Origin of the sequence: Nocardioides perillae (assembly GCF_013409425.1) — a bacterium.
In the GTDB taxonomy this organism is placed as follows: domain Bacteria; phylum Actinomycetota; class Actinomycetes; order Propionibacteriales; family Nocardioidaceae; genus Nocardioides; species Nocardioides perillae.
In genome coordinates this window covers 567,595-593,442 of record NZ_JACCAC010000001.1, presented here as the reverse complement: position 1 = coordinate 593,442, position 25,848 = coordinate 567,595, and the positions used below count along the sequence as shown (strand labels likewise).

Annotated in this window: 23 protein-coding genes; 11 read left to right on the top strand and 12 right to left on the bottom strand. The window is 75.6% G+C overall.

Going from position 1 to position 25,848, the window contains the following annotated elements:
* The first annotated feature begins 36 nt into the window (after window positions 1–36).
* Window positions 37–2,142 carry an MMPL family transporter gene (locus tag BJ989_RS02800; RefSeq protein WP_179516909.1) on the top strand — a complete coding sequence of 702 codons (2,106 nt, stop codon included), beginning with the start codon at window positions 37–39 and terminating at the stop codon, window positions 2,140–2,142.
* Window positions 2,143–2,262: 120 nt separating this feature from the next.
* On the opposite strand, the gene BJ989_RS02795 is transcribed toward BJ989_RS02800, so the two are convergent.
* Complete coding sequence (locus BJ989_RS02795) at window positions 2,263–3,648, bottom strand: NAD-dependent malic enzyme (RefSeq protein WP_179516908.1); 1,386 nt, start codon at window positions 3,646–3,648, stop codon at window positions 2,263–2,265.
* Between the two features lie 106 nt (window positions 3,649–3,754).
* Between BJ989_RS02795 and BJ989_RS02790 the strand changes: the two genes are divergently transcribed.
* Window positions 3,755–4,237, top strand: coding sequence for an SRPBCC family protein (locus BJ989_RS02790; protein ID WP_179516907.1), 483 nt, complete (start codon window positions 3,755–3,757; stop codon window positions 4,235–4,237).
* Window positions 4,238–4,244: 7 nt separating this feature from the next.
* On the opposite strand, the gene BJ989_RS02785 is transcribed toward BJ989_RS02790, so the two are convergent.
* Genes BJ989_RS02785 through BJ989_RS02775 form a run of 3 tightly spaced genes read right to left on the bottom strand, consistent with a single transcriptional unit; the run spans window position 4,245 to window position 6,200 of the window.
* A complete protein-coding gene (locus BJ989_RS02785) occupies window positions 4,245–5,120 on the bottom strand; it encodes a hypothetical protein (RefSeq protein ID WP_179516906.1) in 876 nt (291 codons plus the stop codon).
* Window positions 5,108–5,734, bottom strand: a complete 627-nt coding sequence (locus tag BJ989_RS02780) for a nitroreductase family protein (RefSeq protein WP_343049035.1) — start codon at window positions 5,732–5,734, stop codon at window positions 5,108–5,110. Before BJ989_RS02780 ends, BJ989_RS02785 begins: the two co-directional genes overlap by 13 nt.
* Window positions 5,727–6,200, bottom strand: coding sequence for an SRPBCC family protein (locus tag BJ989_RS02775; RefSeq protein ID WP_179516905.1), 474 nt, complete (start codon window positions 6,198–6,200; stop codon window positions 5,727–5,729). Before BJ989_RS02775 ends, BJ989_RS02780 begins: the two co-directional genes overlap by 8 nt.
* Before the next feature lie 204 nt (window positions 6,201–6,404).
* On the opposite strand from BJ989_RS02775, the gene BJ989_RS02770 reads away from it, so the two are divergent.
* The 5 genes from BJ989_RS02770 to BJ989_RS02750 all read left to right on the top strand — a co-directional run bounded on the left by BJ989_RS02770 (window position 6,405) and on the right by BJ989_RS02750 (window position 13,046).
* The gene (locus tag BJ989_RS02770; protein ID WP_179516904.1) at window positions 6,405–7,001 is read left to right on the top strand and encodes a TetR family transcriptional regulator; all 597 of its coding nucleotides are present in this window, start codon (window positions 6,405–6,407) and stop codon (window positions 6,999–7,001) included.
* Between the two features lie 67 nt (window positions 7,002–7,068).
* The gene (locus tag BJ989_RS02765) at window positions 7,069–9,432 is read left to right on the top strand and encodes an MMPL family transporter (protein ID WP_179516903.1); all 2,364 of its coding nucleotides are present in this window, start codon (window positions 7,069–7,071) and stop codon (window positions 9,430–9,432) included.
* Window positions 9,433–9,631: 199 nt separating this feature from the next.
* Window positions 9,632–11,263: a sodium-dependent transporter gene (locus tag BJ989_RS02760; protein ID WP_179516902.1), complete on the top strand. Its 1,632-nt coding sequence runs from the start codon at window positions 9,632–9,634 to the stop codon at window positions 11,261–11,263.
* Window positions 11,260–11,412, top strand: coding sequence for a methionine/alanine import family NSS transporter small subunit (locus BJ989_RS02755; protein WP_179516901.1), 153 nt, complete (start codon window positions 11,260–11,262; stop codon window positions 11,410–11,412). The genes BJ989_RS02760 and BJ989_RS02755 overlap by 4 nt, the downstream gene beginning before the upstream one ends.
* A 92-nt stretch (window positions 11,413–11,504) precedes the next feature.
* Window positions 11,505–13,046 carry a cryptochrome/photolyase family protein gene (locus BJ989_RS02750; RefSeq protein WP_179516900.1) on the top strand — a complete coding sequence of 514 codons (1,542 nt, stop codon included), beginning with the start codon at window positions 11,505–11,507 and terminating at the stop codon, window positions 13,044–13,046.
* Window positions 13,047–13,098: 52 nt separating this feature from the next.
* Here the strand turns inward: BJ989_RS02750 and BJ989_RS02745 are convergent, their stop codons facing one another.
* Together BJ989_RS02745 and BJ989_RS02740 are read right to left on the bottom strand one after the other, a co-directional pair.
* Window positions 13,099–14,019: a hypothetical protein gene (locus tag BJ989_RS02745; RefSeq protein WP_179516899.1), complete on the bottom strand. Its 921-nt coding sequence runs from the start codon at window positions 14,017–14,019 to the stop codon at window positions 13,099–13,101.
* Window positions 14,012–14,995: a MerR family transcriptional regulator gene (locus BJ989_RS02740; protein WP_179516898.1), complete on the bottom strand. Its 984-nt coding sequence runs from the start codon at window positions 14,993–14,995 to the stop codon at window positions 14,012–14,014. Before BJ989_RS02740 ends, BJ989_RS02745 begins: the two co-directional genes overlap by 8 nt.
* 151 nt (window positions 14,996–15,146) lie before the next feature.
* Here BJ989_RS02740 and BJ989_RS02735 point away from each other — a divergent pair, with 151 nt between their 5' ends.
* Window positions 15,147–15,899, top strand: coding sequence for a Type 1 glutamine amidotransferase-like domain-containing protein (locus tag BJ989_RS02735; protein WP_179516897.1), 753 nt, complete (start codon window positions 15,147–15,149; stop codon window positions 15,897–15,899).
* Here BJ989_RS02735 and BJ989_RS18565 read toward each other — a convergent pair.
* The gene (locus tag BJ989_RS18565) at window positions 15,887–16,690 is read right to left on the bottom strand and encodes an MOSC domain-containing protein (protein WP_343049033.1); all 804 of its coding nucleotides are present in this window, start codon (window positions 16,688–16,690) and stop codon (window positions 15,887–15,889) included. The two genes, BJ989_RS02735 and BJ989_RS18565, sit on opposite strands and share 13 nt — an antisense overlap.
* Before the next feature lie 45 nt (window positions 16,691–16,735).
* Between BJ989_RS18565 and BJ989_RS02725 the strand changes: the two genes are divergently transcribed.
* Complete coding sequence (locus tag BJ989_RS02725; protein WP_218848690.1) at window positions 16,736–17,746, top strand: SDR family NAD(P)-dependent oxidoreductase; 1,011 nt, start codon at window positions 16,736–16,738, stop codon at window positions 17,744–17,746.
* 201 nt (window positions 17,747–17,947) lie between these two features.
* Complete coding sequence (locus BJ989_RS02720; RefSeq protein ID WP_179516895.1) at window positions 17,948–18,352, top strand: VOC family protein; 405 nt, start codon at window positions 17,948–17,950, stop codon at window positions 18,350–18,352.
* A gap of 134 nt (window positions 18,353–18,486) precedes the next feature.
* Here the strand turns inward: BJ989_RS02720 and BJ989_RS02715 are convergent, their stop codons facing one another.
* Both BJ989_RS02715 and BJ989_RS02710 read right to left on the bottom strand, forming a co-directional pair.
* Window positions 18,487–20,007 carry an aldehyde dehydrogenase family protein gene (locus BJ989_RS02715; protein WP_179516894.1) on the bottom strand — a complete coding sequence of 507 codons (1,521 nt, stop codon included), beginning with the start codon at window positions 20,005–20,007 and terminating at the stop codon, window positions 18,487–18,489.
* Window positions 20,004–21,638, bottom strand: a complete 1,635-nt coding sequence (locus BJ989_RS02710) for a GMC family oxidoreductase (RefSeq protein ID WP_179516893.1) — start codon at window positions 21,636–21,638, stop codon at window positions 20,004–20,006. Before BJ989_RS02710 ends, BJ989_RS02715 begins: the two co-directional genes overlap by 4 nt.
* Window positions 21,639–21,834: 196 nt before the next feature.
* On the opposite strand from BJ989_RS02710, the gene BJ989_RS02705 reads away from it, so the two are divergent.
* On the top strand, window positions 21,835–22,962 hold the full coding sequence (locus BJ989_RS02705) for a phospholipase D-like domain-containing protein (protein WP_179516892.1): 1,128 nt from the start codon (window positions 21,835–21,837) through the stop codon (window positions 22,960–22,962).
* A gap of 14 nt (window positions 22,963–22,976) precedes the next feature.
* On the opposite strand, the gene BJ989_RS02700 is transcribed toward BJ989_RS02705, so the two are convergent.
* From BJ989_RS02700 to BJ989_RS02690, 3 genes are read right to left on the bottom strand one after another with little or no spacing between them, the layout of a single operon-like run.
* On the bottom strand, window positions 22,977–24,014 hold the full coding sequence (locus BJ989_RS02700) for an NAD(P)/FAD-dependent oxidoreductase (RefSeq protein WP_179516891.1): 1,038 nt from the start codon (window positions 24,012–24,014) through the stop codon (window positions 22,977–22,979).
* Complete coding sequence (locus BJ989_RS02695) at window positions 24,011–24,691, bottom strand: isoprenylcysteine carboxylmethyltransferase family protein (RefSeq protein WP_179516890.1); 681 nt, start codon at window positions 24,689–24,691, stop codon at window positions 24,011–24,013. The genes BJ989_RS02700 and BJ989_RS02695 overlap by 4 nt, the downstream gene beginning before the upstream one ends.
* Entirely contained in the window at window positions 24,688–25,815 is a 1,128-nt protein-coding gene (locus BJ989_RS02690) for a 3-oxoacyl-[acyl-carrier-protein] synthase III C-terminal domain-containing protein (protein WP_179516889.1), read from the bottom strand. Before BJ989_RS02690 ends, BJ989_RS02695 begins: the two co-directional genes overlap by 4 nt.
* Window positions 25,816–25,848 lie beyond the last annotated feature (33 nt).

Sequence of the window (25,848 nt, the reverse complement as noted above, 5' to 3'; positions counted from 1 at the left end):
TCACCATCCTACCCGCAGTCGCCGCCAGGAGCCGCCATGACGCACCGACCCGCCCACGCCGCTGACCGGGGGCCGCTCGCCGCGTTGCTGCGCACCGTCACCGGCCGGCGTACGGCGTGGCTCGTCGCCCTGCTCCCCCTCCTGCTCGCCGGCGGGCTGGCCGCGGCCCTCGGGGAGGGCGAGCGCGCGCCGTCGCCGCTCGACACCCTGCCGGCCGGCTACGAGTCGACGCTGGGCACCGAGCTCGCCGCCGAGCTGCCGGCGGACGACGCCTCGGTCGCCCTGGTGCTGTGGACGGCCACCGAGGGCCAGCTGCCGGGTGGCGCCCTCGGCGAGCTCGGCGCACTGGCCCAGGAGGTCGGGGCGGTCGGCGGCCCGCGGGCGGTGCGGCCGTCGGAGGACGGCACGGCGGCACTCGCGGTCGTGCCGGTGCCCGGGGGGTCGGCCACCGACGTCGCCGAGCGGGTGACCGAGCTGCGCGAGAACCTCGACGAGGGCGTTCCCGACGGCGTCGAGGCGCAGGTGACCGGACCCGCGGCCGTGCAGGCCGACCTGGCCGCGGTCTTCGACGGCGCCGACTTCCGGCTGCTCGGCGCGACCGCCGCGGTCGTCGCCGTGCTGCTCGTCGTCACCTACCGCAGCCCCGTGCTCTGGCTGGTCCCGCTCACGGTCGTGGCGGTCGCGGACCGCTTCGCCGCGGTCGCCGCCACCCAGCTGATGGCGCAGCTCGGCATCGCCTGGGACGAGTCGACCGTCGGCATCCTCTCGGTGCTCGTCTTCGGAGCCGGCACCGACTACGCGCTGCTGCTCATCTCGCGCTACCGCGACGAGCTCAAGCGGGTCGCCGACCGGCGAGCCGCGATGGCGACGGCCGTGCGCCGCACCGCCGAGGCCGTGGTCGCCAGCGCCACCACCGTCGTGCTCGGCGTGCTGACGCTGCTGCTCTCGCTCGTGCCCACCACCCGCGGCCTCGGCTTCGCCTGTGCGGTGGGCATCGTGGTCGCCGCCGTCTTCGCGCTCGTGGTGCTGCCCGCGGCCCTGGTCTGCTTCGGCCGCTGGGTCTTCTGGCCGCGGGTGCCCCGCGAGGGCGACCCGACGCTGGTCGAGGGCCGCTCGCTGTGGCGCCGCGTCGGCGACCAGGTGGCCGCCCGCCCGCCGGCCTTCGTGGTCGGCTCGGTCGTGGTGCTCGCGGCGCTCGCCGCCGGCCTCGCCCAGGTCTCGACCGGCCTCGACCAGAGCGACCAGTTCCTCGAGCGGCCCGAGGCGATCGCGGCCGCCGACCGGCTCGCCGAGTCCTTCCCCGCCGGCACGTCCAGCCCCACCCAGGTCGTCACCCGCGCCGCGGCCGGAGACGTGCTCGCGACGGTGCGGTCGACCGGGGCGGTGCTCTCCGCCGACGTCACCGACCAGGGCGACGGCGTCAGCCAGGTCGACGTGGTGCTCGACGCGGCACCGTCCTCCCCCGAGGCCGAGGAGGCCATCGCGTCGCTGCGCGCCGAGCTGGCGGGCTACGAGGACACCTACGTCACCGGCACCGAGGCCCAGGCGATCGACGCCCGCGACGGCGCCGCGCGCGACCGGCTCGTGATCTTCCCGCTCATCCTGGCCCTGGTGCTGGTCGGCCTGGGCGTCCTGCTGCGCTCCGTCGTGGCCCCGGTGCTGCTCGTGGCGACCGTCGTGGCGACGTACGCCGCCGCCCTCGGCGTCTCCTGGTGGGTCTTCACCGGCGTCCTCGGCTTCGAGGCGCTCGACGTGTCGACGCCGCTGCTGGCCTTCCTCTTCCTGGTGGCGCTCGGCGTCGACTACAACATCTTCCTCGTCACCCGCGCCCGCGAGGAGGCCGAGGCCGGCCACGGCACCCGGGCCGGCGTGCTGCGCGCCCTCACCGCGACCGGCGGCGTCATCACCAGCGCGGGCGTCCTGCTCGCGGCGGTCTTCGCGGTGCTCGGCGTGCTGCCGCTCGTCGTGCTGGCGCAGATCGGCACGGTCATCTGCATCGGCGTCCTGCTCGACACGCTCCTCGTGCGCACCGTGCTCGTCCCCGCGTTGGTCGTCGTCCTCGGCGACCGCTTCTGGTGGCCGCGCCGCACCCCGCCCGCCACGGCCACCACGGCCACCACCCCCGCTCCCGCTCCCATGTAACGCGCCGTTGGAAGCACTCCCTACCCCCGTCGACGGGGGGCGTTGCGTCACCAACGGCGCGTTACATGTGCCGTGACCCGCGGCGAGGCGGCGGGCGTACGCCGGCCCGCGCGGTCGGCGTCAGTCGCGCGGCGGGCGGCCGGAGATGGCGGCGGCGACGGCCTTCGGCACGTCGGGGTGGAAGACGCTGGGGATGATGAAGCTCGGGTTGAGCTCGTCGTCGGTGACGACCAGCGCGATCGCGCGGGCGGCGCGCAGCAGCATCTCCTCGGTGATCTCGTGGGCGCGGGCGTCGAGCAGACCGCGGAAGACCCCGGGGAAGGCGAGCACGTTGTTGATCTGGTTGGGGTAGTCCGAGCGGCCCGAGGCGACCACCGCGGCGAACTGCCCGGCCAACGCGGGGTCGATCTCGGGGTCGGGGTTGGCGAGGGCGAAGACCACCGGGTCGGCGGCCATCTCGCGGATCCACTCGGCCTGCAGCACGCCCGGCCCGGAGACGCCGATGAAGACGTCGGCCCCGGCGAGGCCGGTGCGCAGGTCGCCGCGCACGCGTCGCGGGTTGGTGCGGGCGGCCAGCTCGGCCTTGGCCGGCGGCAGGGTCTCGTCGTCGGCCGACAGGCAGCCCTCGCGGTCCCAGACGACGACGTCCGGCACGCCGGCGGCGAGCAGCAGCGTGACGATCGCCGACCCGGCCGCACCGGCACCGGCGACCACCACGCGGACGTCGGTCACCTCCTTGCGCACCACGCGCAGCGCGTTGGTGAGCGCCGCGGTCACCACGATCGCGGTCCCGTGCTGGTCGTCGTGGAAGACCGGGATGTCCAAGGTCTCGCGCAGCCGCGCCTCGATCTCGAAGCAGCGGGGCGCCGCGATGTCCTCGAGGTTGATGCCACCGAAGCCCGGCGCGATCAGCTGCACCGCGCGCACGATCTCGTCGGTGTCCTGGGTGTCGAGGCAGATCGGCCACGCGTCGATGTCGGCGAACCGCTTGAACAGCGCGGCCTTGCCCTCCATCACCGGCAGCGCCGCGCCGGGGCCGATGTTGCCGAGCCCCAGCACGGCGGAGCCGTCGGTGACCACGGCCACGGAGTTGCCCTTGATGGTCAGCCGCCGCACGTCGTCGGGGTTGTCGTGGATCGCCATCGAGACCCGACCGACCCCCGGGGTGTAGGCCATCGACAGGTCGTCGCGGTTGCGCAGCGGCACCTTGGAGCCGACCTCGATCTTGCCGCCGAGGTGCAGCAGGAAGGTGCGGTCGCTGACCTTGTGCACCTCGACCCCGTCGACCTCCTCGACGGCCGCGCGCACCTGCTCGGCGTGCCCTGCGTCGATGGCCGAGCAGGTCACGTCGACCACGAGCCGCTCGTGCGACGACTCCGCGACGTCGATGGCGGTCACCACGCCGCCGGCCTGGCTGATGGTGGTGGCCACCCGGCCGACCACCGCGTGGTCGGGGGCCGTGTGCAGGCGCATGGTGATGGAGTACGACGACGTGGTGGCGGCCATGGGGGCACCCTCCTCCGGGCCGCGCGTTACCGGCAAGTCACGTCACCGTGCCGGCGACCACAACGACCGCAAGGTCGGAGCGGGCCCGGCAGGGCAGGATGGGCCCGTGCCCCAGGTCACCGCTCGCGCGTGGGTGCCGGTGTCCCCGGCGACCGCGTTCGCCGTCTCCCAGACCACGGGCGAGGTGCGGCTGCGGTGGGACCCCTTCATCCGCCACCAGCACCTCGTCGACGCCGCGCGGCCCGCCAAGGGCGTGCGCACCGTGACCCGGGCCCGCGTCGGGCCGCGGATGGTGAGCGAGTACGTCTCCTACCGCCCGCCCACCTCGGTCGGCATGACGATGGTCACCGGTCCGTGGTTCTTCGCGACGTTCGGCGGCGGGTGGCGCTTCACCCCCGAGGAGCGCGACGGCACGGCGGGCACGCTCGCGGTGTGGAAGTACACCTGGACCGCGCAGCCCTCGTGGCTGCGGTGGGCCGCCGACCCGGTCGGGCGGTGGCTGCTCGGGCGCGAGATCACCGCGCGCATCGAGGCGTGGGCCCGGGCGTGCTCCGACCCGGTGGTCCTCGCGGCCGCCGAGGAGGGCTGAGCCCGGCTCAGGGCTGCTCGCGCACCCGCACCTGGACCGGATCGCCGAAGCGCAGCCGCCCCACACGGTGGCCGCCGAGGTCGACCAGCACGCGGGTGCCCTCGACGTCGAGCACGACCTCGTCGTCGCGGATGCCCACCAGCGGCCCGCGCAGCTCGAGGCTGCCGTCGGGGTGCGGCTGGCGGGGCAGGCCGGGGGTGAGGGGCGCGAGGTCGCCCTCCGCGACGAGGCGGGCGGTGCCGCGGGCGCCCAGCTGCACCGCGCCCGGCGGCACGCCCCCGCCCACCGGGGCGTCCGGGCCCGGGTCGGAGTCGAGGTCCGGGCCCCGGTCCGGGCCCAGGTCGGCGGGGCCGTCGGCCGGACGACCGGCGGGACCGGGCGGCGTACCGGTGTCGGTGCCACCGGCCGCGGCCTCGGCGCGTCGGCGTCGCCGCAGCGCCACCAGGATGCCGACCAGCACGGCGTCGACGACGAGCGTCAGCACCAGGCCGACCCTGCTGCCGACGGCGCCGGGCACCTCGAAGACGCCGGGGCGCCCGGGCAGGACGCGCACGTCGATCGCGCCGTCGCGCAGCGCCCGGTCGTAGGTCGGCTCGTCGACCTCGACCGCCCAGCGCGTGCCGGCCGCTCGCTCGTCGTCACCGGTGGGCGGCAGCTCGAAGGCGACCACCGGCCGCGCCTCCGCGTCGGAGTCGAGCAGCACCGAGTCGACCACCTCGGCCCGCACCGCGACTCCCTCGCGCTCGAGCTGGCGGTCCGCGCGCCAGCCCTGCACGACCGGCAGGTTGACGACGAGGGCGACGAGGACGAACGCGAACCAGCGGCCCCGGCGCCCGAGGGGGTTGGGCGGCGGGGCGGGCTGCGGCTCGTTCAGCGCCGCCACGGCTCGCCCCAACGATCCGCGTACGCCGTCTCCGCGAGGTCGCGGCGCCGGCGCGGGCGCTCCTCCCGCTCGGCGTCGCGCGGGTCGACCGCGAGCGGGCCGACCCGCTCGTCGACCGGCAGCCACCGCCCCACGGCGATGCCGGCGACGACGGTGTGCCAGGCGGGCACGCCGGCCGCGTCGGCGAAGGCGGCCTTGTCGAAGCCGGCGAACTGGTGGGCGTGCAGCCCCGTGGCCTGTGCCTGGAGGGTGAGGTGCGCGGCGGCCTGCCCGGCGTCGTACAGCGCCGTGGGGGTGGGGTCCTTCTCGTCGTCGGGCGCACGCCCGGTCTGCGCGGTGACCACGAGGACGACGGAGGCGCGGGGCACCCAGCCGCTGTTGCCGCGGCTCAGCGTGGCGACGAGGGCGTCGTGCAGGCCGCTGCCGCGCGGAGCGACCAGCAGCCGCCACGGCTGGGAGTTGCCGGCGCTCGGCGCCCAGGCGGCGGAGAGCAGCAGCGCCTCCAGCTCGTCGGCGGCCAGCTCGTGGCCCGGGTCGAGGACGCTGGGGCTCCACCGCGAGCGCATCGGCTCGGCGAGCCGGGCCTGGTCACCGGCGGGCGCGTGCTCAGCCACGGGCACCGACGTGCTGGACGAGGTTGGCCGCGAAGCGCTTGCCCATGGTCGCCATCACCCCGCGCATGGCGGTCGTGACCGCCGGCGAGGCGAGCCGCGAGACCGGCAGGTCGACGGTGACGGTGAGGCTGATCGCGAGGTGGGTCGCGTCGGGTCCCTGCTCGGTGAGGACGTACCACCCGTCGACCCCCGTGCGCTCGCGCGTGCCCGGGGGCGGGGCGTGGTGGTAGTCGATGCGCGACGGCTCGTCGAAGACCATCCGCTCGGTGAAGGCCGGCACCAGGTCGATGCCGACCACCGGGATGCGCGTCATCTGCCAGCACCACGTGTCGCCGTCGGCGTGGATCGACTCGAGGAACGGCGTGAGCCGCGGCAGCAGCTCCGGGTCGGTCAGCGCCTGCCAGATCACCTCGCGGGGCGCCTGCACGACCGCCTCGGACTCCGTCGTCGCGCTGAACCGGGCCATGGCGTCCATCGTGGCAGACCACCCCAGGGGGCCTCGGCCGTCGCCCGCGCCGCGTGGCCGCCGCTGTCGGAGTCACCGGCTGACCGGTGACTCCTGCACTTGTGCCCCGAGAACTCGGGCCACCAGTGCAGGACTTGCCCTCCCAGTGCGTGAGGTGCGGCACAGTTCCTGCACTTCTTGGCCTGAAGTGCAACACTGCACCACGTGACCGAGAGTGCAACGACCGTGCGCGCCGAGCGGCGGCGGGCCACCGAGCGCGCCATCCACCTCGCCGCGCTGCGCCTCACCGACGCGCACGGCCTCGACGGCTTCACCGTGGACGAGCTCGCCGCAGCGGCCGGGGTCTCGCGACGCACGCTGTTCAACTACTTCCCCGGCAAGGTCGACGCCGTCCTCGGCCCCGAGCCCGAGCTGGCCGAGGAGGTGCTCGCGGTCTTCCGCGCGGGCGGCCCCACGGGCCGCCTCGCCGACGACCTCGGCACCGCGGCGCGCCACGTGCTGAGCGCCCAGGGCCTGGGCCGGGAGGAGATCGAGCTCGGCCGCCGCGTCCTGCTGCGCGAGCCGCGCCTGCTCGCCGCCGCGCACGCCCGCTTCGAGGACGTCGCCGAGGACCTCGCCGAGCACCTGCTCGCCCGGGAGGGCGCCGACTTCGGCGCCGAGCGCGCCCGCCTCCTGCTCCACGTCTGCGTGAGCCTCTACGACGCTGCCCTGCTGGTCGCGCTGCGCCAGCCCGAGCCCGACGTCGACCTCGGCGAGGCCTTCGTCGCGAGCCTGCAGACGCTCCGCGAGCTCCTCGCCTGACGCCCCGCCAGCCACCCCAGACCGCCCCACCCGCACCCACACCCGCACCGAGCCCCAGGAGATCCCCGTGGCCACCCTGCTCCACCGCCTCGGCCGCACCGCCTACCGGCGCTGGCCCCTCGTCCTCGCCGCCTGGCTGGTGGCCCTCGTCGCCGTCGTCGGCGCGGCGGGCGCCTTCTCCAAGCCGATGGTCGACTCGTTCTCCATCCCGGGCATCCCCTCGGAGGAGGCCGCCGACCTGCAGGCGGAGCTGTTCCCGGGCAGCACCGACGCCTTCGACCAGGCGACGGTCAACGTGGTCGTGCGTGCCCCCGAGGGCACGACGCTGCGCGACCCCGAGGTCTCGGCCGCGGTGCAGGCCCTCGTGGCCGAGCTGCAGGCGTTGCCGCAGCTGCCCGAGGCGGCGCCGACCGGCGGCCCGGTGGTCACCGACCCGGTCGCGGCCGCCGACGCCCAGCGCGAGCAGATCGTGCAGGGCGCGGTGCAGGCCGGCGGCGACCGTGCCGCCGCCGAGGCCGACGCGGCCACCGTCTCGCCGCTGTCGGAGGACGAGCGCTACGGCCTCATCACCTTCGCCTTCGACGTCGAGACCCCGGCCGACGTCGAGCCCGCCACCCGCGACGCCGTGCTCGACGCGCTCGAGGACGCCCGCGCCGACGGGCTGGTCGCCGAGGCCAACGGCTCCGGCATGCAGGACTTCGCGCCGCCCGGCGCCACCTCCGAGCTCCTCGGCATCGCCGTCGCGCTGCTGGTGCTCGTCCTGACCTTCGGCGCGCTCGTCTCCGCCGGCCTGCCGATCCTGACCGCGGTCATCGGCGTCGGCCTCGGGCTGGCCGGCGTCACCGCGGCCACCGCGTTCTTCGAGCTCGGCACGACGACGCCGATCCTCGCGTCGATGATCGGCCTCGCGGTCGGCATCGACTACGCCCTCTTCATCCTCGCGCGCTACCGCTCGGAGCTCGAGCGCACCGACGACCGCGAGGAGGCCGTCGGGGTCGCCGTCGGCACCGCCGGATCGGCCGTGGTCTTCGCCGGCCTCACCGTGATCATCGCGCTGGCGGCGCTCGCGGTCGTCCGCATCCCCTTCCTCACCGCCATGGGCCTCGCGGCCGCCGGCACCGTGCTCGTCGCGGTGCTGGTCGCGCTGACCCTGCTGCCCGCACTGCTCGGCGCGCTGAAGTCCAAGGCGTTCGGCGGGGTCGTGCGCCGCTACCGCCCCACCCGCGAGGCCGACGGCCGCGTGCTCAACAACGGTGTGCGCTGGGCCCGCCTCGTCGGCCGCGCCCCGGTCGCGGTGGTGCTGCTGGTCGTGGTGGGCCTCGGGGCCCTGGCGATCCCGCTGAAGGACCTCTACCTCGCCTTCCCGACCGACAGCACGGCGCCGACCGACACCACGCTGCGCCAGGCCTCGGAGCTGGTCGAGGACGGCTTCGGACCCGGCCGCGAGGCGCCCTACCTCCTCGTCGTCGACGCCCGCGACGTCCCCGCCGAGGAGCGCCAGGCCGCCTTCGGCGCGGTGGCCGCGTGGGCCGCGGAGGCCGACGGCGTCGCCAACGCCCAGGTGGCGGGCACCAACGCCGACCCGACCGCCGAGCCCGGCACCCCCGCGGCGACCCCGACCGGGGCGCAGGTCCTGGTGACGCCGGACTTCGGCGCCGAGGACCCGCGGGCCACCGAGCTGCTCGAGGAGCTGCGCGACGGGGAGGCGGCGATCGAGGAGGAGACCGGCACGACCGTCGGCGTCACCGGCCTCACCGCGATCACCACCGACGTCTCCGACCGGCTCGACGGGGCGCTGCCCGTCTACCTCGCGGTCGTGATCGGGCTGGCGTTCCTGCTGCTGATGGTCGTCTTCCGCTCGCTCCTGGTGCCGCTCACCGCGACGGTCGGCTTCCTGCTGTCGGTGCTCGCCACGCTCGGCGCGACCGTCGCGGTCTTCCAGGAGGGCGCCTTCGGGCTGCTGGAGGGCCAGCCGATCGTCAGCTTCATGCCGATCTTCCTCATCGGCGTCGTCTTCGGCCTCGCGATGGACTACCAGGTCTTCCTGGTGACCCGCGTCCGCGAGGCCCACGTGCACGGAGCGTCGCCGCGCGAGGCGGTCGTCGACGGCTTCCGCGGCTCGGCCCGGGTCGTGGCCGCGGCGGCGGTCATCATGACGTCGGTCTTCGCGGCGTTCATGCTGCAGGACCAGCCGATCATCAAGTCGATGGGCTTCGCGCTCGCCGTGGCCGTCGTGCTCGACGCGTTCGTGGTCCGCATGACCCTGATCCCGGCGCTCATGTACCTCCTCGGCGAGCGCGCCTGGTGGCTGCCCCGCTGGCTCGACCGGCTGCTGCCCGACGTCGACGTCGAGGGGGAGAAGCTGCAGGCCCACCTCGCCGAGGAGCGCGGCCAGGTCGAGCGGGAACGCGAGCTCGCCGAGGCGCGCTGACGCCGCCGGGACCCGGCGACCGGCGGGCGGCACGCACCGCCGCCCCACGGCGTACGCCGGGTCCCCACCGCGCCGGGGCCGGCGCCGCGACAGCACCCACGGGGGGTGGTGCCGCGGCGTCGGCCTCGTAGCATGCTGGGCCGCGCCCGGCGACCACGCGCCGGGCCGCTCAGCACGCCACGAGGCACAGGAGGTCACGGTGAGCACCAGCGCGGGGCAGGTCCCCCGGCAGGGCGAGGAGCAGCGGCGCGGCGGGTTCAGCTCGCGGCGGGTCTTCATCCTCGCCGCGATCGGGTCGGCGGTGGGGCTGGGCAACATCTGGCGCTTCCCCTACGTCGCCTACGAGAACGGCGGTGGCGCGTTCCTCGTGCCCTATCTCGTCGCGCTGCTGACGGCCGGCATCCCCTTCCTGCTGCTCGACTACGCGCTCGGCCACCGCCACCGGGGCTCGGCGCCGCTGTCCTTCGCGCGGCTGCGCCGCGGCACCGAGGCGCTGGGCTGGTGGCAGGTGGCGATCTGCGCGGTGATCGCGGTCTACTACGCCGCCGTCATCGCCTGGGCGCTGCGCTACACCTTCTTCTCCGTCGACCAGGCGTGGGGCGCCGACCCGGAAGGCTTCTTCGCCGGCGACTTCCTGCAGGTCAACGACGTCGCCGCCGAGGGCCTGACCACCGACGTGGTGGCCGGGGTGCTCTGGCCGCTCGCGGTGGTGTGGGTGGCGATCCTGCTCATCATGGTGATGGGCGTGCAGCGCGGGATCGGCGCGACCTCCGTCGTCTTCATCCCCGTGCTCGTGGCCGCCTTCGCGGTGCTGGTTGTGCAGGCGCTGCTGCTGCCCGGCGCCGGCGCGGGCCTCGATGCGCTCTTCTCCCCCGACTGGGGCGCTCTGGACGACGCCTCGGTGTGGGGCGCCGCCTTCGGCCAGATCTTCTTCTCCCTCTCGGTCGGCTTCGGCGTGATGATCACCTACGCCTCCTACGTGCGCCGCCGGGAGGACATGGTCGGCTCCGGCCTGGTCGTCGGCTTCGCCAACTCCGGATTCGAGCTGCTCGCCGGCATCGGCGTCTTCGCCGCGCTCGGCTTCCTCGCGCAGGCCAGCGGCGGCGCGGTGGGCGACGTCGCGGCCGGCGGCATCGGCCTGGCGTTCATCGCCTTCCCCGCGATCATCAGCGAGGCGCCCGCGGGCGCCTTCATCGGCGTGCTGTTCTTCGGCTCGCTGGTCTTCGCCGGCATCACCTCCCTGGTCAGCGTCCTGGAGGTGGTCATCTCGGCGGTCCGCGACAAGGTGGACACCGGCCGTCGCACCGCCACCTTGGTCGTGGTCGTCCCCGCAGCGCTCGTCAGCCTCGCGCTCTTCAGCACGACCAGCGGCCTGCACGTCCTCGACGTGCTCGACCACTTCGCCAACCAGTACGGCATCCTGCTCATCGCGGTCGTGAGCATGCTGGTGGTCGCCTGGGTGGTGCGGGCCCTGCCGGCGCTCGCCGAGCACCTCAGCGTCGACGGCCGCCCCCGGGTAGGCACCGCCTGGCGGCTGCTGATCGCGGTGGTCGCCCCCGCCGCCCTCACGCTCGTGCTGGTCCTCTCCCTCCTCGACGACCTGCGCAAGCCCTACGGCGAGTACCCCGACTGGCTGCTCAACGGCTTCGGCTGGGCGATGGTGGTCGCACTGCCGGTCGTCGGCCTGCTGCTCGCACGCCTGCCGTGGCGCAGCGGCACCCACCTCGACGGCGTCCCACCGGAGCACGCCGCACCCGGCACGGCCGCCGCGCCCACGGGGCCGGCCACGACGACGACCACGACGACGACGACGACGGAGGAGCAGCGATGAGCGCCGACGCGATCGTCCTGATGGTGGTGGCGATGCTGGTGCTGTGGGGCGGCCTCGGCCTCGCGGTGGCCAACCTGCTGCGGCAGGGCTCCGTCGAGAGCCGGGAGACCACACCGGTCGACCCGGCCGTGCGGCCCCGCGACCTGTGACGAGGACGCGCGGCCGGGCGTCGTGGCCGGGCCGCGCGTAGCCGGGCCGCGCAGACGGTCCGGCCCACCACCGGCGCCCTAGTCTCGACCGCGTGAGCGCCCCCGTCCGCCTGCTCTTCGGCGACCAGCTCGGCCCGCACTTCACCGACGACCACGACGGCGAGCTGCTGCTGGTGGAGAGCAAGCAGGTCTTCGCGCGCAAGCGGTGGCACCGCGCCAAGGCGCACCTCGTGCTGTCCGCGATGCGCCACCGCGCGCGTGAGCTCGGCGACCGCCTCGACTACCGGCAGGCGCCGACCTACGGCCCGGCGGTGCGCGACGCGGTGCGACGCGGCGCCGAGCAGCGGCCCCTGCAGGTGCTGCACCCCACGACGTACGCCGCGGTGCGGCTCGTCGAGCGCCTCGAGGCCGGCGAGGCCGCAGGTCTCGACGGGCGCGGCCTCGACGTCGAGCGGCTCGACGCGCGCGGCTACGTCAACTCCCGTGCCGACTTCACGCGCTGGGCGGAGGGGCGCGGCGGGCGGCGGCTGCTGATGGAGGACTTCTACCGTGAGGCGCGACGGCGCGAGGGCGTGCTGCTCGACGACGGCGGTGGCCCGGCGGGCGGGAAGTGGAACTTCGACCACGAGAACCGCGAGCCCCCGCCGAAGGGCGCGGTCACCCTCGGCGTGCCGGAGCCCTGGTGGCCCGAGGAGGACGAGGTGGACGCCGAGGTGCGCCGCGACCTCGACGCCTGGGAGGCCGCCGGCGAGGTCTCCTTCCTCGGCCGCGACGCGCCGCGGATCTTCCCCGCGACGCGTGAGGAGGCCCTGACCGCCCTCGAGCACTTCGTGGCCGACCGGCTGCCGCACTTCGGCGCGCACGAGGACGCCGTGCTCGAGGGCGACCCGTGGATGGCCCACTCCCTCATCAGCGCACCGATGAACCTCGGGCTCCTCGACCCGCTCGAGGTCGTGCGGCGCGCGGAGGCGGCGTACGTCTCCGGCTCGGCGCCGCTCGCCTCCGTCGAGGGCTTCGTGCGCCAGGTGATGGGCTGGCGCGACTACGTGTGGCACTGCTACTGGCACTTCGGCGACGACTACCGCCACCGCAACGAGCTCGACGCGCGTGAGCCGCTGCCGCGGTGGTTCGCCGAGCTCGACGGGTCGGCCACGCGGGCGCGCTGCCTCGCGCACACGCTCGACCAGGTCGCCGAGCACGGGTGGGTGCACCACATCCCCCGGCTGATGGTGCTGGGGTCCTACGCGCTGCAGCGCGGGTGGCACCCCGAGGAGGTCACCGACTGGTTCCACCGCGCGTTCGTCGACGGCTACGACTGGGTGATGGTGCCCAACGTCGTCGGCATGAGCCAGCACGCCGACGGCGGGGCGATGATGACCAAGCCCTACACCTCGGGCGGCGCCTACCTCAGCACGATGACCGACCACTGCGGGTCGTGCGAGCTCGACCCCAAGGTGCGCGTCGGCGACGACGCGTGCCCCTTCTCCGCGGGCTACTGGTGGTTCCTGCACCGCCACCGCGAGCGGTTCGGCGCCAACAACCGCATGGTGCGCGCCGTGCGCGGCCTCGACCGTCTGAAGGACCTGCCCGACCTCGTCGCGCAGGAGGAGCGCCGGGGCAGCAGCCCGCCCTGAGGTGCCCGCTCCGCCTCAGCCCCTCGCGTCACCGACGAGCTGAGGCCCTGGGTCAGGTCAGGGCGGGCGGGGTAGGCCGCTCGGTCGCGGTCGCGAGCAGCACCGCGCCGGCGGCGGCGAGGGCGGCGAGGCCGACCAGCCAGCCGCCGGGCTCGGTCGGGCCGAGGAGCCGGCCGGCCGCCACGCCGACGAGCGACCAGGCAAGGCCGACCGCGAAGGGCCAGGGCGCGCCGACCTCGACCGCGACGAGGCGCCCGAGCGCGACGAGGGTCGCGAGGGCGACCAGCGCGAGCGCCGGCTCGAGCACGGGGTCGGCCGCGAGGCCGGCGTCCGCGACGGCCGCGGTGACGTGGGCGAGGGCCGCGAGCAGCACCCACCCCAGCCACGCGCCGAGGGTGCCGTCGACGAGGAACCGCTCGAGCCGGCCCCGGGTGGGGGTGCGGTGCAGCGCGCCGACCAGGCCGAGCAGGACGGCCGCGAGCGCCAGCAGCACGGCACCGCCGGCCGCCACCGACCCGCCGGCCACCGACACCCACCAGGCGGCGTGGAGCACGAGCGCGGAGGCCGCCCACCAGCCCGTGCGCCGGTGACGGGTGGCGCCGGTGCGGCCCGGGAGCCACTGCCACCCGACGTACGCCGTGAGGCCGAGGGCGAGCGGCAGCCCCACCGCCGCGGTCAGCGGGGTGGGCGCGAGCGAGGAGGCGCCGGGCGCCAGGGCGCCGCCGGCACCCTCGAGGACAGGGGACCCGAGGGTGCCGGCGACGACGACGGAGACGGCGGCCGCGACGGCCCACGCGAGGCTGAGGGCGACCTGGCGCACCCGGTCGCGTCGGCGCACCGCGAGCTCGCGACCGGCGGCCCGGGCCACCACGTGGGCGGTGATCGGGTCGAGGTCGCGGGCCGCGCGGCGGCGGGTCCGGGTGCGCTCGGGGCGCCCGACCAGCGGGACGGGCCCGGTCCACGGCTCAGCCACGGTCGCCCTCCTCGGCCACGCGGCGTCCGCCCGGCCGCAGCGCACGCAGGTGGCGGGCGGCGGTGACCGGGTCACCGGAGACCAGGGTGGCGCCGACCTGCTCGGCGATCTCGGGGGTGGCTCCCGCGCCGGCGAGCGCGAGCGGGTGGCGGCCGGCAAGGTCGCGCAGCTCGTCGGCGACGCCGCTCAGCACCTCGGCCCGGGTCGCGGAGAGCACGACGAGGTCGGGCTCGGTGCGCGCGGCCGCGGCCTCGACGCTGGCGAGCGGGGTGTCGGCGCCGAGGTATCGCGTGCGGCAGCCCGCACGCAGTGCGACCAGCTCGAAGGCCTTGAGGCCCAGGTCGTGGCGCTCGCCGGGCGGGCAGGCCAGCAGCACGAGCGGGCCGGTGCCGGCGCCCAGGCCGCTGCCGAGGGTGGTGAGGCGGCCACGCACCAGGTCGCTGGCGAAGTGCTCCTGCTCGATGCTGACGCTGCCCTCCTCCCAGCCCGTGCCGACCTCGGCGAGGAAGGGGAGCAGCACGTCGCGCACGACCACCTCGACCGACGCGCTCGCCAGCGCCCGGTCGACGACCTGGTGGCTGGCGACGTGGTCGAGGCGAGCGGTCGCGGCGAGCAGGTCGGCGACCCAGCCGGCGGCGCTCGCGGCGGTGGCAGCAGTGGGGGCCGTGGCGAGGGCGTCCCCGGCCGGGCCTGCGTCGGTGCCCGGCTCGCCGGCGTCGGGCCGCGCACCGACCCGACGCTCGGCGGCCAGGATCGCGGCGGCGGCCTGGGCGGCAGGCACGCCCTGCTCGCGGGCCTCGACCATCGCGCGCGCGCGGCGCTCGTCGTCGGGACCGTAGAGCCGGTAGCCACCGGCGGTGCGGGTCGGGGAGAACAGCCCGTAGCGCCGCTCCCAGACCCGGAGCACCGTCTCGCTCGCACCCACGCGCTCCGCGAGCGCGCCGATGCGCAGTCCGACGGCGGGTCCGGTGCTCACGTCGTCAGTGCACCACACTGGACAAAGATTGGACAAGCCCTGGACAAACATTCCACAGATTGTGGACAGGCTGTGGACGGCCGGCGGCCGTTCCCGCACCCGGCATCCCCCCGGCGTCGACGTGCCCCCACGCGCCGGGGAGGATCGCGCCATGCGCGGCACGGTCCTGGCCCTGGGCGGCGGCGGCTTCTCGATGGAACCCGACAACCCCCTCCTCGACGACTTCCTGCTCTCGCTGGTCGAGCGCCCACGCGGCGAGAGCGGGCGGCCGCGGGTCTGCTTCGTCCCGACGGCGAGCGGCGACAGCGTCGACTACGCCGACCGGTTCACCGAGGCGTTCGCCGGTCGCGCCGAGACCTCGGTGCTGTCGCTCTTCCGCCTCGGCGAGCTGCCCGGAGGCGACCTGCGCGCCCACCTGCTGGCGCAGGACGTCGTGTACGTCGGCGGCGGCAGCACCGCCAACCTGCTCGCCCTGTGGCGCCTGCACGGCCTCGACGAGCTGCTGGTCGAGGCGGCCGCCGCCGGCACGGTGCTGGCCGGGATCAGCGCGGGCATGAACTGCTGGTTCGAGGCCTCGGTCACCGACTCCTTCGGCCCGCTGGCCCCGCTCGCCGACGGGCTCGGCCTGCTGCGCGGCAGCGCGTGTCCCCACTACGACGGCGAGGCCGACCGCCGCCCGGCCTACCTCGACCTGGTGGGCGCGCGGCGCCTGCCGTCCGGCTACGCCGCCGACGACGGGTGCGGGCTGCTCTTCCGCGACGGCGAGCTGGTCGAGGCCGTGTCGTCGCGCCCCGAGGCGCGCGGGTTCCGCGTGCACCTCGCCGGAGACGCGCTCGCGACCGAGGACGCCGTCGAGGCCCCCGAGGTCGCAGAGAGCCCGCTCGAGGTCCGCTACCTCGGCTGAGCGGCTCGCGCCGGCCGCAGCGCCGCCGCGTCGCCCACCCGCACGTCGCCCGGCCGGACGACCACCGCCTCGAGCCCGAAGGGCGGCCCGTCGCGGCCGTCGGCGCCGCGCTGCTGGGCGAGGGCGACCAGTGCGCGGAGGACGGGCCGGTCGCGCTCACCGGTGACCGGGTCGTGGTCGACGACGGCGCAGCGCGGCACGAGCCCGGTGACCCGCACGCGGGCGCTGCCGAGGTCGAGCTCGCACTCCCGCCACGCGTCCTCCGCGAAGGGCTGCTCGCCGTCGAGCACGACGTCGGCGCGGAAGCGCGCGGCCGCGACCTCGTCGGGCCGGCAGCCGAGCTGGTCGGCCACGGCGCGGAGCGAGGCGGTGGTGACCAGGCTGACCGGGTCGCCGTAGACGACCGCCCCGGGCGGTGCGGCGGCGAGGCGGACGGGTCGCCCGAGGTGGGCGGTGAGCAGGTCCGCGTGCGGCCCGGTGAGCAGGCGCAGCGCGACGTCGCGGCCCCAGTAGTCGCAGGTGAGCTCCTCCCCGGACGCGGTCAGGGGCCCGTCGACGCTGGTGCCGTCGGGCAGCACGAGCCGCAGCTGGCCGCCGCCCGGGCCGTGCCGCTCGGCGCGCACCTGCAGCAGCGCCGGGTGCTGGACGGTGCGCAGCACCCGGCGCCGATCGACGTCGACGGCGCACAGCTCGCGGTCGCCGACGACGCCGCCGGCCTCGACCCGCACCGCGTCGTGGGCGGTGTGGCGCGTCCCCTTCACCGGGGCGTAGCCGACCGCGACGACCTGCACCACGCCAGCGTAGGCCGGTTGCCGCGGGTCACTAGGGTCCGCCACGTGACTGCCCGCCCCCGTGCTGCCCGCGCCGCTGCCGCCCTCGACACCGCGCTCGACCTGTCGGTGGTCGGCGGCTACACCCGCGCCGGGCTGGCCGTGCGGCGCCGGCTCGCGACGTGGCCCGCCGACCCGGCGCCCGGGTCGTTGGCCGGGCGCCGGGCGCTGGTCACCGGCGCGAGCAGCGGGCTCGGCACCGCCACGGCCGCCGGTCTCGCCGGCCTCGGCGCTCACGTGCACCTCGTCGTGCGCGACGTCGAGAAGGGCGAGCGGACCGCCCGCGCGATCGAGGCCGAGGTGCCCGGTGCCCGGCTCAGCGTCGAGCGGTGCGACGTGGCCGACCTCGACGACGTACGCCGCCTGGCCACCGACCTGTGCGGGCGCATCGGCGCCGAGGGGGCGGCCGGCGAGGGGCCCGCCGGGCTCGACGTCGTCGTGCACAACGCCGGGGCCATGCCGCCCGTGCGCACGACGTCGCCCCAGGGCCGTGAGCTGACGATGGCGCTGCACGTGCTCGGGCCGGTGCTGATGACCGACCTGCTGCGACCGGTGCTGGCCGGCCGCGCGGCGCGGGTGCTGCTGGTGACGTCGGGCGGGATGTACGCCCAGGTGCTGCGCGCCGACGACCCCGACTACGTGACGGGCGACTACTCCCCCACCACCGCCTACGCCCGCTCCAAGCGCGCCCAGGTCGAGCTGCTCGGCCCGCTGGCGCAGCGGTGGGCGGGTGACGGGATCGCGGTGCACGCCGTGCACCCGGGCTGGGCCGACACCCCCGGCGTGGTCGACGCCCTGCCCGGCTTCCACCGGCTGACCGGGCCACTGCTGCGCGACGCCGCCGGCGGTGCGGACACCGCGGTGTGGCTCGCGGCCGCGCAGCCCCCGCCCCCCGGCGGCCGGCTGTGGCACGACCGCCGCGCCCGCCCGGCGTACTGGCTCGGGCGCCGCCGCGCCGCCCCTGCCGACGTCCAGCGGCTGTGGCAGTGGGTGCGCGACGCCGCCGGCCTCGCCTGACCCCGCCCCGCCCCGTCGGTGCAATTGCTGGGCTGTTGCCCACCTACCGATCGGTAACCGGGCGAGAACCCAGCAATTGCGCGCGCCGCGGCCGTCGAGTCGGGCGCAATTGTGCAGGTAAGGACGGTTACCCGCGGGTTCCACAGTGCTGCTGGGCACAATTGCGAGGAAGTCGACGTCCCCGCCCGGCATGCTGCCGGCATGACGATGCACGTCCACAACATCACCGTCGACGCCACCGACGCGCTGGGGCTGGCCACCTTCTGGTCGCGGTTGCTCGGCTGGCACGTCTTCCACGACGACGACCCCGAGGTCGTGGTCGCCCCGCACTTCCCCTACGCCGGCACCGGGATGCTCTTCATCCCCGTGCCCGAGGGCAAGACCGCCAAGAACCGGCTGCACGTCGACGTCGCCCCCGACGACGAGACCCGCGACGAGGCGGTCGCCCGCGCCGAGGGGCTCGGCGCGCGCGTGCTCGCCGACCACCGCCGCGACGACGGCACCGGGTGGGTGGTCATGGCCGACCCCGAGGGCAACGAGTTCTGCGTCGAGCGCGGGCCGCACGAGAAGGGCCCGCTCCCACCGCAGACCTGGCGCCTGGGCTGAGCCCAGCCCCACGGCGTACGCCGGGTCCGCGGCGCCCGCGGGCCCCGCACCGGTGCGCGGTGGTCCGGCACACCTGCGCCCCGCCGGGCGACCGGGCGGGCCGAGGTGTGCCGGACTACCGTGAGCGCCGGGGGCTACTTCCGCCCGTGCACGATCGCGACGACCTTGCCGAGCGTCTCCTCCATCTTGGCGGTGCGCTCGAAGGAGGTCAGCGGCAGCGCCGACTTGAAGCGCTGGCGCACGACCGCCTGCGAGGCGGTGAACTCGCGCAGCCCGTCGGGGCCGTGGATGCGACCGAAGCCGGAGTCGCCCACGCCGCCGAAGGGCACCGAGGCGAGCTGGGCGGCGGCGAAGACCGCGTTGACCGACACCATGCCGGAGCGCAGGCGGCGCGCGACCTCGCGGCCGCGCTTGCCGTAGACCGTGGCGCCGAGGCCGTAGGACGTCGCGTTGGCGCGCGCCACCGCCTCCTCCATCGAGCGGACCTTGCCGACGGTGAGGGTGGGCCCGAAGGTCTCCTCGGTGTTGGCCAGCGCGTCGTCGGGCACGTCGACCAGCACGTGCGGTTGCACGACCTGCCCGTCGCGCTCGCCGCCGCCGGCCGCGATGCGGCCGCCCCGCTCGAGCGCGTCGGCGATGTGCCGCTCGATCACCTCGACCTGCGACGGCATGGTGATCGGCCCGATCTTGGCCTCCGGGTCGGCGCCCGCGCGCAGGCCCGACACCTTCGCGGTGAGCTTGGCGAGGAAGGCGTCGTGCACCCGCTCGTGCACGAGCACCCGCTCGGTGCCGATGCAGGCCTGCCCGGCGTTCATCAGCCCGGCCCACACCGCGCCGTCGACCGCGGCGTCGAGGTCGGCGTCCTCGTCGACGATCATCGCGTCCTTGCCGCCGCACTCGGCGACGATGGGGGTGAGGGTCTCGGCGCAGGTGGCCATCACCTTCTTGGCGGTGGCGGTCGAGCCGGTGAAGGCGAGCTTGTCGACGCCCGAGCGGCACAGCGCCGCGCCCGTCGAGCCGTCGCCGGTCACCAGCTGGAAGACCGGTTGCTCCGGCACGACCTGGGCGAAGGCGTCGACCAGCCACGCCCCCACGCCCGGGGAGAACTCCGAGGGCTTGAAGACGACCGCGTTGCCGGCGGCCAGCGCGAAGACGATCGAGCCGAGCGGGGTGAAGACCGGGAAGTTCCAGGGACCGATGACGCCCACGACGCCGAGCGGCTTGTACTCGACCTCACCCGCCAGGTGCGCGGTCAGCATGCCCGAGCGCACCCGGCGTCGGCCGAGCACCTTCTCGGCGTGCTTGGCGGCCCAGGCGAGGTGGTCGAGCACCAGCGCCACCTCGAGCACCGCGTCGGAGTGCGGCTTGCCGGTCTCCTCGGCCACGATGCCGCCCAGCTGCTGGATGCGGCGGGCCAGGATGCCGCGGAAGGCGTCGAGCCGCTCGCGACGACCCGCGAAGCCGAGGTCGGCCCACCAGGCAGCGGCCTCGCGGGCACGGCGTACGGCGTCGCGCACGTCGTCGTCGGTGTGCACCGGGTAGGTGCCGACGACGTCGCCGGTGCCGGGGCTGCGGACCTCGAAGGTCGCGCGGTCGGTGCGGCCGGCGTCGAAGCGCTCGTCACGCCGCTGGCGGGTGCCCTGCTGGGTGGTCATCGCACGGTCTCCTTCCGGCCCGCGGCTCCCGCCGCGGGGCTGAGGGGCGCGTGGCCCCGGACGAGGTCGGCGGCCTTCTCGCCGATCATGATGCTGGCGGCGTTGGTGTTGCCGCGCACGACGCGGGGCATCACCGAGGCGTCGGCGACCCGCAGTCCCTCGACGCCGCGCACGCGCAGCTCAGGGTCGACCACCGCGTCGTCGCCCGAGCCCATCGCGCAGGTCCCGACGGGGTGGTAGAGCGTCTGCGACCACTCCGCGACGTGCTCCTCGAGCGCGAGGTCGTCGAGGCTGTCGGAGGCGTGGAGGTAAGGAGCGCCGATGAAGCGCGCGACCGGGCCGCTGCGCACGGACTCGATCGCTGCGCGGCAACCGGCCTTCACGACCTCGAGGTCGACGCGCTCCTCGTAGTAGGCCGGGTCGACCAGCGCCTTCCAGCGCGGGTCGGCGCCGCGCAGCCGCACGCTGCCGCGGCTGGCCACGTCGACGAGGGTCGGGCCCACGGTGAGCAGGCGGTCGCGCGCCTCCTTCAGGCCGTTGTCGTAGAAGCCCGCGCCCGCCACGTGGAACTGGATGTCGGGGCCCTCGAGGCCCGAGCGGGTCTCGATGAAGGAGCCGCCCTCGCCGACGTTGGACGACAGCGGGCCCTTGCCCGTGGCCTGCCACTGCACCAGCCGGCGCAGGTTGTTGTGGTCGACGCCGATGTCGGTGGTGCCCTTGGTGCGCCACAGCATCGGCACGACGAGGTGGTCGTGGAGGTTGGCGCCCACCCCCGGCAGGTCGACCTGCACGTCGATGCCGTGCTCGCGCAGGTGGTCGGCCGGACCGATGCCCGAGAGCATCAGCAGCTGCGGGCTGTTGATCGCCCCACCGCTGAGCACCACCTCGCCGCTCGCGCGCACCTGGTGGCGCTGCCCGGCGTGGAGGTACTCGACGCCGACGGCGCGACCGCCCTCGACCAGCACGCGGGTGGTGTGGCACAGCGTGCGGACCTCGAGGTTCGACCGGTCGGCGGCGGGCTCGAGGTAGGCGCGGGCCGCGGACCAGCGGTGCCCCTTCTTGCAGGTCACCTGGTAGGTGCCGGCGCCGAGCTGGCTGGCGCCGTTGAAGTCGTCGTTGCGCGGCTGGCCCTGCTCGACCGCAGAGTCGATCCAGGCCGTCACCAGCTCGTGGGTGTAGGAGCGGTCCTCGACGTGCAGCGGCCCGTCGGTGCCGTGGAACTCGTCGCGCAGCCGGGTGTTGCCCTCGCTGCGGCGGAAGTAGGGCAGGACGTCGTCGTAGGACCAGCCGACCGCCCCGAAGTCGCGCTGCCAGCCGTCGAAGTCGGCGCGGTTGCCCCGGATGTAGATCATCGCGTTCATCGACGAGCAGCCGCCGAGCGCCTTCATCCGCGGCCAGTAGGCCCCGCGGTTGGCCAGGCCCTTCTGCGGCTCGGTCGTGTAGTTCCAGTCCCACTTGGTCTTGAACAGCCCCGGGAACGCCGCCGGCATGTCGATCTCGAGCGCGTCGGCGGGCGGGCCGGCCTCGAGCAGCAGCACCCGGACGCCCGGGTCCTCGCTCAGCCGCGCCGCCAGCGCGCAGCCGGCGCTGCCCGCGCCGACCACCACGTGGTCGAAGGTCTCCTGCTGCATCGCTGCGCCTCCCAGCTGCGGCGACCACGCGACGTACGCCGTGTGGTCGGGGTCACGTGCGGACCCGGCGAGGTTGCCACAGCGCGCCGACAGCGGGCAGAGAAAACCGGACAGCGGCGCGCAGGCCGGGCGGCGCCCGGGCGAGCGCCGTCGGCGACGCGCGGGAGACGTCGCCTGCCTGGTCTACGATCCCCGCGTGCGCACACCGTCTCGGGTCCTCGCGCTGGTCGCGACCCTCCTCACCGTCCTGCTGGGCTCGCTGCTCTCGCCCGCCCCGCTCACCACCACCGCCACGGCGGCCACCGCGCCGGCGCCGGGTCCGCACTTCAGCCGGCCGGGCAGCCTGACGATCGAGCGCCTCGTGCTCGACGCCATCGCCGGGACGCCCTCGGGCTCCTACATCCGAGGCGTGACGTGGAGCTTCGACCGGCAGCGCATCGCCGACGCGCTCATCGCCGCCCACCGTCGCGGCGCCGTGGTCCGCCTGCTCATCTCGCGCAAGTCCCGTGCCGAGGAGGAGGTCAGCGACATGCGGGCCGCCGGGATCGGCTCCGACTGCAGTCCCGGCAGGTCCTGCCTGAAGGTCGTCGACTACTCCGCGCGCGGCAGCGACCGCTTCGACGGCACGCTGACCACGCTGCACCAGAAGTCGTGGACCTTCTCGATGACCAGCGGGGTGCGGCGGGTCAGCGTCATCACCTCCGCCAACGCCAGCGTCGGTGCTGCGGAGAACCAGTACAACGACGCCTACGTCTTCGTCGACAACGACGCGGTCTACGACACCCTGGTCGACGTCTTCGTCGACCAGACCGCCGACCGCGACCTCGGCGACCCGTGGCGGGTCGCGCGGATCTCGCGCACGGTGTCGCTGTCCTTCGGGCCGTGGAACTCCCCCTCGATGGCGGACCCGGTGCTGCGCCGCATCGAGTCGCTGCCGACCAACGGCCTCGTCGTGCGGGTCGGCATGGCGGCCTGGCGTGACCCGCGCGGCGTCGCGCTGGCTCGGGCGCTGGCCGCGAAGAAGCGTGCGGGCGCGAAGGTCTTCGTGCTGGCGGGCAAGCCCATCGGCGCAGCCGTGCTCGACACGCTGCGTGGCGCCGGCATCCCGGTGCGCAACGCCCACTACGGCGACAGCAACTACCTGCACTCCAAGTTCATGACCGCCAAGTGGGTGGCCGACGGCCGCATCCGCACCCGGGTGTGGGCCGGCTCGGAGAACTGGGGCGCGGAGCCCCGCGGCTCCGACGAGCTGACCTTCCAGGTCGCTGCCGGGCAGACGCACGGCGCCTACGTGCGCTACTTCGACTCGCTGTTCAACCGCTGACGGGCGGGGCGTCCTCACCCCACCGGCCGCGCCATCGACCTGACGGCGCCGCCGAAGACGGGCGGCAGCGCCCGGGCCACGGGCACCAGCGCGTGCCGCAGCGGGCGCGGGCGGGTGCCGGCGAGCAGCGCCGCGGTCAGCCAGCGGTAGCGACGGGTCAGCCGGTGCCAGTCGCGGTCGTAGCGCTCGGGCTCGCCGCCGGCGATCGCGCGGACCGCGGCGCCCGCCTGCGCCAGACCCAGGGCCAGGCCCTCGCCGGTGAGGGCGTCGACGTAGCCCGAGGCGTCGCCCACGAGCAGCACCCGGCCGGCGGCGCGGCGCCGCGCGCCCTGCCGCAGCGGTCCCGCCCCCCGCACCGTGCTGGCCGGCGGCGCGGCCAGCACCCGCTCGCGCAGCGCCGGCAGCTCGGCGAGGTGGTCCTCGAACGACCCCTTGCGCGAGGCGAGCACGGCCACGCCGACGACGTCCGCGGCCACCGGCGTCACGTAGGCCTCGACCGAGGGCGCCCAGTGCACCTCGACCTTGGTGGTCCACGGGGCGACCGCGAGGTGGCGGCGCAGCCCGTAGCGCGCGCGGCCACGCGCGGGCGCGTCGAGCCCCAGGGCACGGCGTACGGGTGAGTGCAGGCCGTCGGCGGCGACCAGGTGGCGCACCCGCTCGCCGTCGACGACCACGCCCTCGTCGTCCTGGTGCACCTCGTGTGCGGCCCGCCCGACGAGCCGCACGCCGGCGTCCTGGGCGGCGGTGAGGAGTGCGTCGTGCAGGACGGTGCGCCGGATCCCGCGGCCCGGCGCGCCCGCGAAGCAGGCCTCCGCGGTGGTCGACCCGCGCAGGTAGCGGATGCCGTCGAAGTCGTGGCCGGGCGGGTCGACGCCGAGCTCGAGCAGGCCCGTGAGCGCGCCGGGCATCAGGCCCTCGCCGCAGGCCTTGTCGACCCCGCCCGGTGTGCCCAGGCGCGGCTCCCACACCTCGGTGTCGAGCCCCGCCCGCGCGGCGTGCAGCGCGGTCGCGAGGCCGGCGGGGCCGCCGCCGACCACCAGCAGGTCCCTCACCGGGCGACCTCTTCCGCACAATTGCGCCGACCTCGACTGTGCAACCCGGTGATGACCGCGCTCTCCCCCACAATTGCGGCCGACTCGACGGTGCCGCCCGACTCGACGGTGCCGCCCGACTCCACGGCGTCGGCCGAGGACGCGGGAGCGGGCGAGGCCCGGTCCGCGACGGCCAGCGCGCGCGACTCGGCGCCGATGCGGACGGTGAGGAAGACCGCGTTGGCGAGGGTGAAGAGGAGCGCGGTCCACCACGCGCTGTGCACCAGCGGCAGGGCCAGGCCCTCGAGCACGACGACCGCGTAGTTGGGGTGCGCGAGCCAGCGGTAGGGCCCCGAGCGCACGCGCGGGACGCCCGGCAGCACGACGACGCGGGTCACCCAGCGCCGCCCGAGCGCGGCGACGCACCACCACCGCACCACCTGACCGACGACGAGGGCCACGAGCGCGGCCACCGTCAGCGCGGCGAGCGGGTCGGGTCGGCGCACCCAGACCTCGACCAGCACGCCGACCAGGAAGGCGGTGTGGAGCGCGACCATGGCCGGGTAGTGCCGCTGCCCGGTCTCGACGCCCCCGCGCGCGAGCAGCCACGCGGTGTTGCGCTGCGACAGCACCACCTCGGCGAGCCGCTGCAGCCCGACGAGCACCACCAGCAGCGTGAAGAGGACCTCGCTGCTCACGCGACCTCCCCCGCGCCGGACCCCGCACCGGACCCCGCACCGGACCCCGCACCCGGCGCCTGCAGCAGCACCAGCTCCGAGCAGAAGCCGGGCCCCATGGCCAGCATCAGCCCGTAGGAGCCGGGCGCAGGCGGGCGCGTGGCCAGGGTGTCGGCGAGCACGTGGAGCACCGAGGCCGACGACAGGTTGCCGACGTCGCGCAGTGAGTCCCAGGTGACACCGAGCGCCTCGCGGTCGACCCCGAGCGCGTCCTGCAGGGCCTCGAGCACCTTGGGGCCGCCGGGGTGCGCGACGTACCACCCGACGTCGTCGGAGGTGAGGCCGTGGTCGGCGAGGAAGCGGCGGACGTCGTCGCCCACGTAGCGGCGCACGACCTCGGGCACGCCGGCGTCGAGCACGATCTTGAGGCCGCCGGCGCCGACGTCCCAGCCCATCGTGCGCTCGGAGTCGGGGTAGAGCCGGCTGCGCGCGGCGAGCACCTCGGGCTGCGGGGTCGGGGCCGCGGCGACCTGCGCCGCGCGTCGCTCACCCGCCGCGACGACCGCCGCCGCTCCGTCGCCGAAGAGGCCACTCGCCACCAGGTTGGCGACCGAGGTGTCGTCGCGCTGCAGCGTCAGCGAGCAGAGCTCCACGCAGATCAGCACGGCGACCGCGTCGGGGTGACCGACGAGGTGGTCGAGCAGCCGTGCGACCCCCGCCGCCCCCGCGACGCAGCCGAGGCCGACCAGCGGCACCCGCACCACGTCGTCCCGCATCCCGGTGAGCTGGGCGATCCGCGCGTCGAGCGTGGGCACCGCCAGCCCGGTGACCGTCGCGCACACGACGACGTCGACGTCGGCGGGCGTGAGGTCGACGGCCTTGAGCGCGTCGACCACGGCCCGCGCGCCGAGCAGCGTGCCGTGCTCGACGAAGGCGTCGTTGGACTCCCCGAAGTCGCGCAGCTCGGCGTAGCGCTCGAGCGGCAGCGCCGTGTGCCGCGTCTCGACGCCCGCGTTGCGGTGGAAGCGCTCGACGACGCGCCGGTCGACCTGACCCTGCAGCATCTGCTCGGCGAAGACGCGGGTGACGTCCTCCTGGCGGTGGCGGTGGTCGGGCAGGGCTCCGCGGACGCTCAGGATCTGCACGGCGGTCTCCTCGGGTGGTGGTCGGGCAGGGTC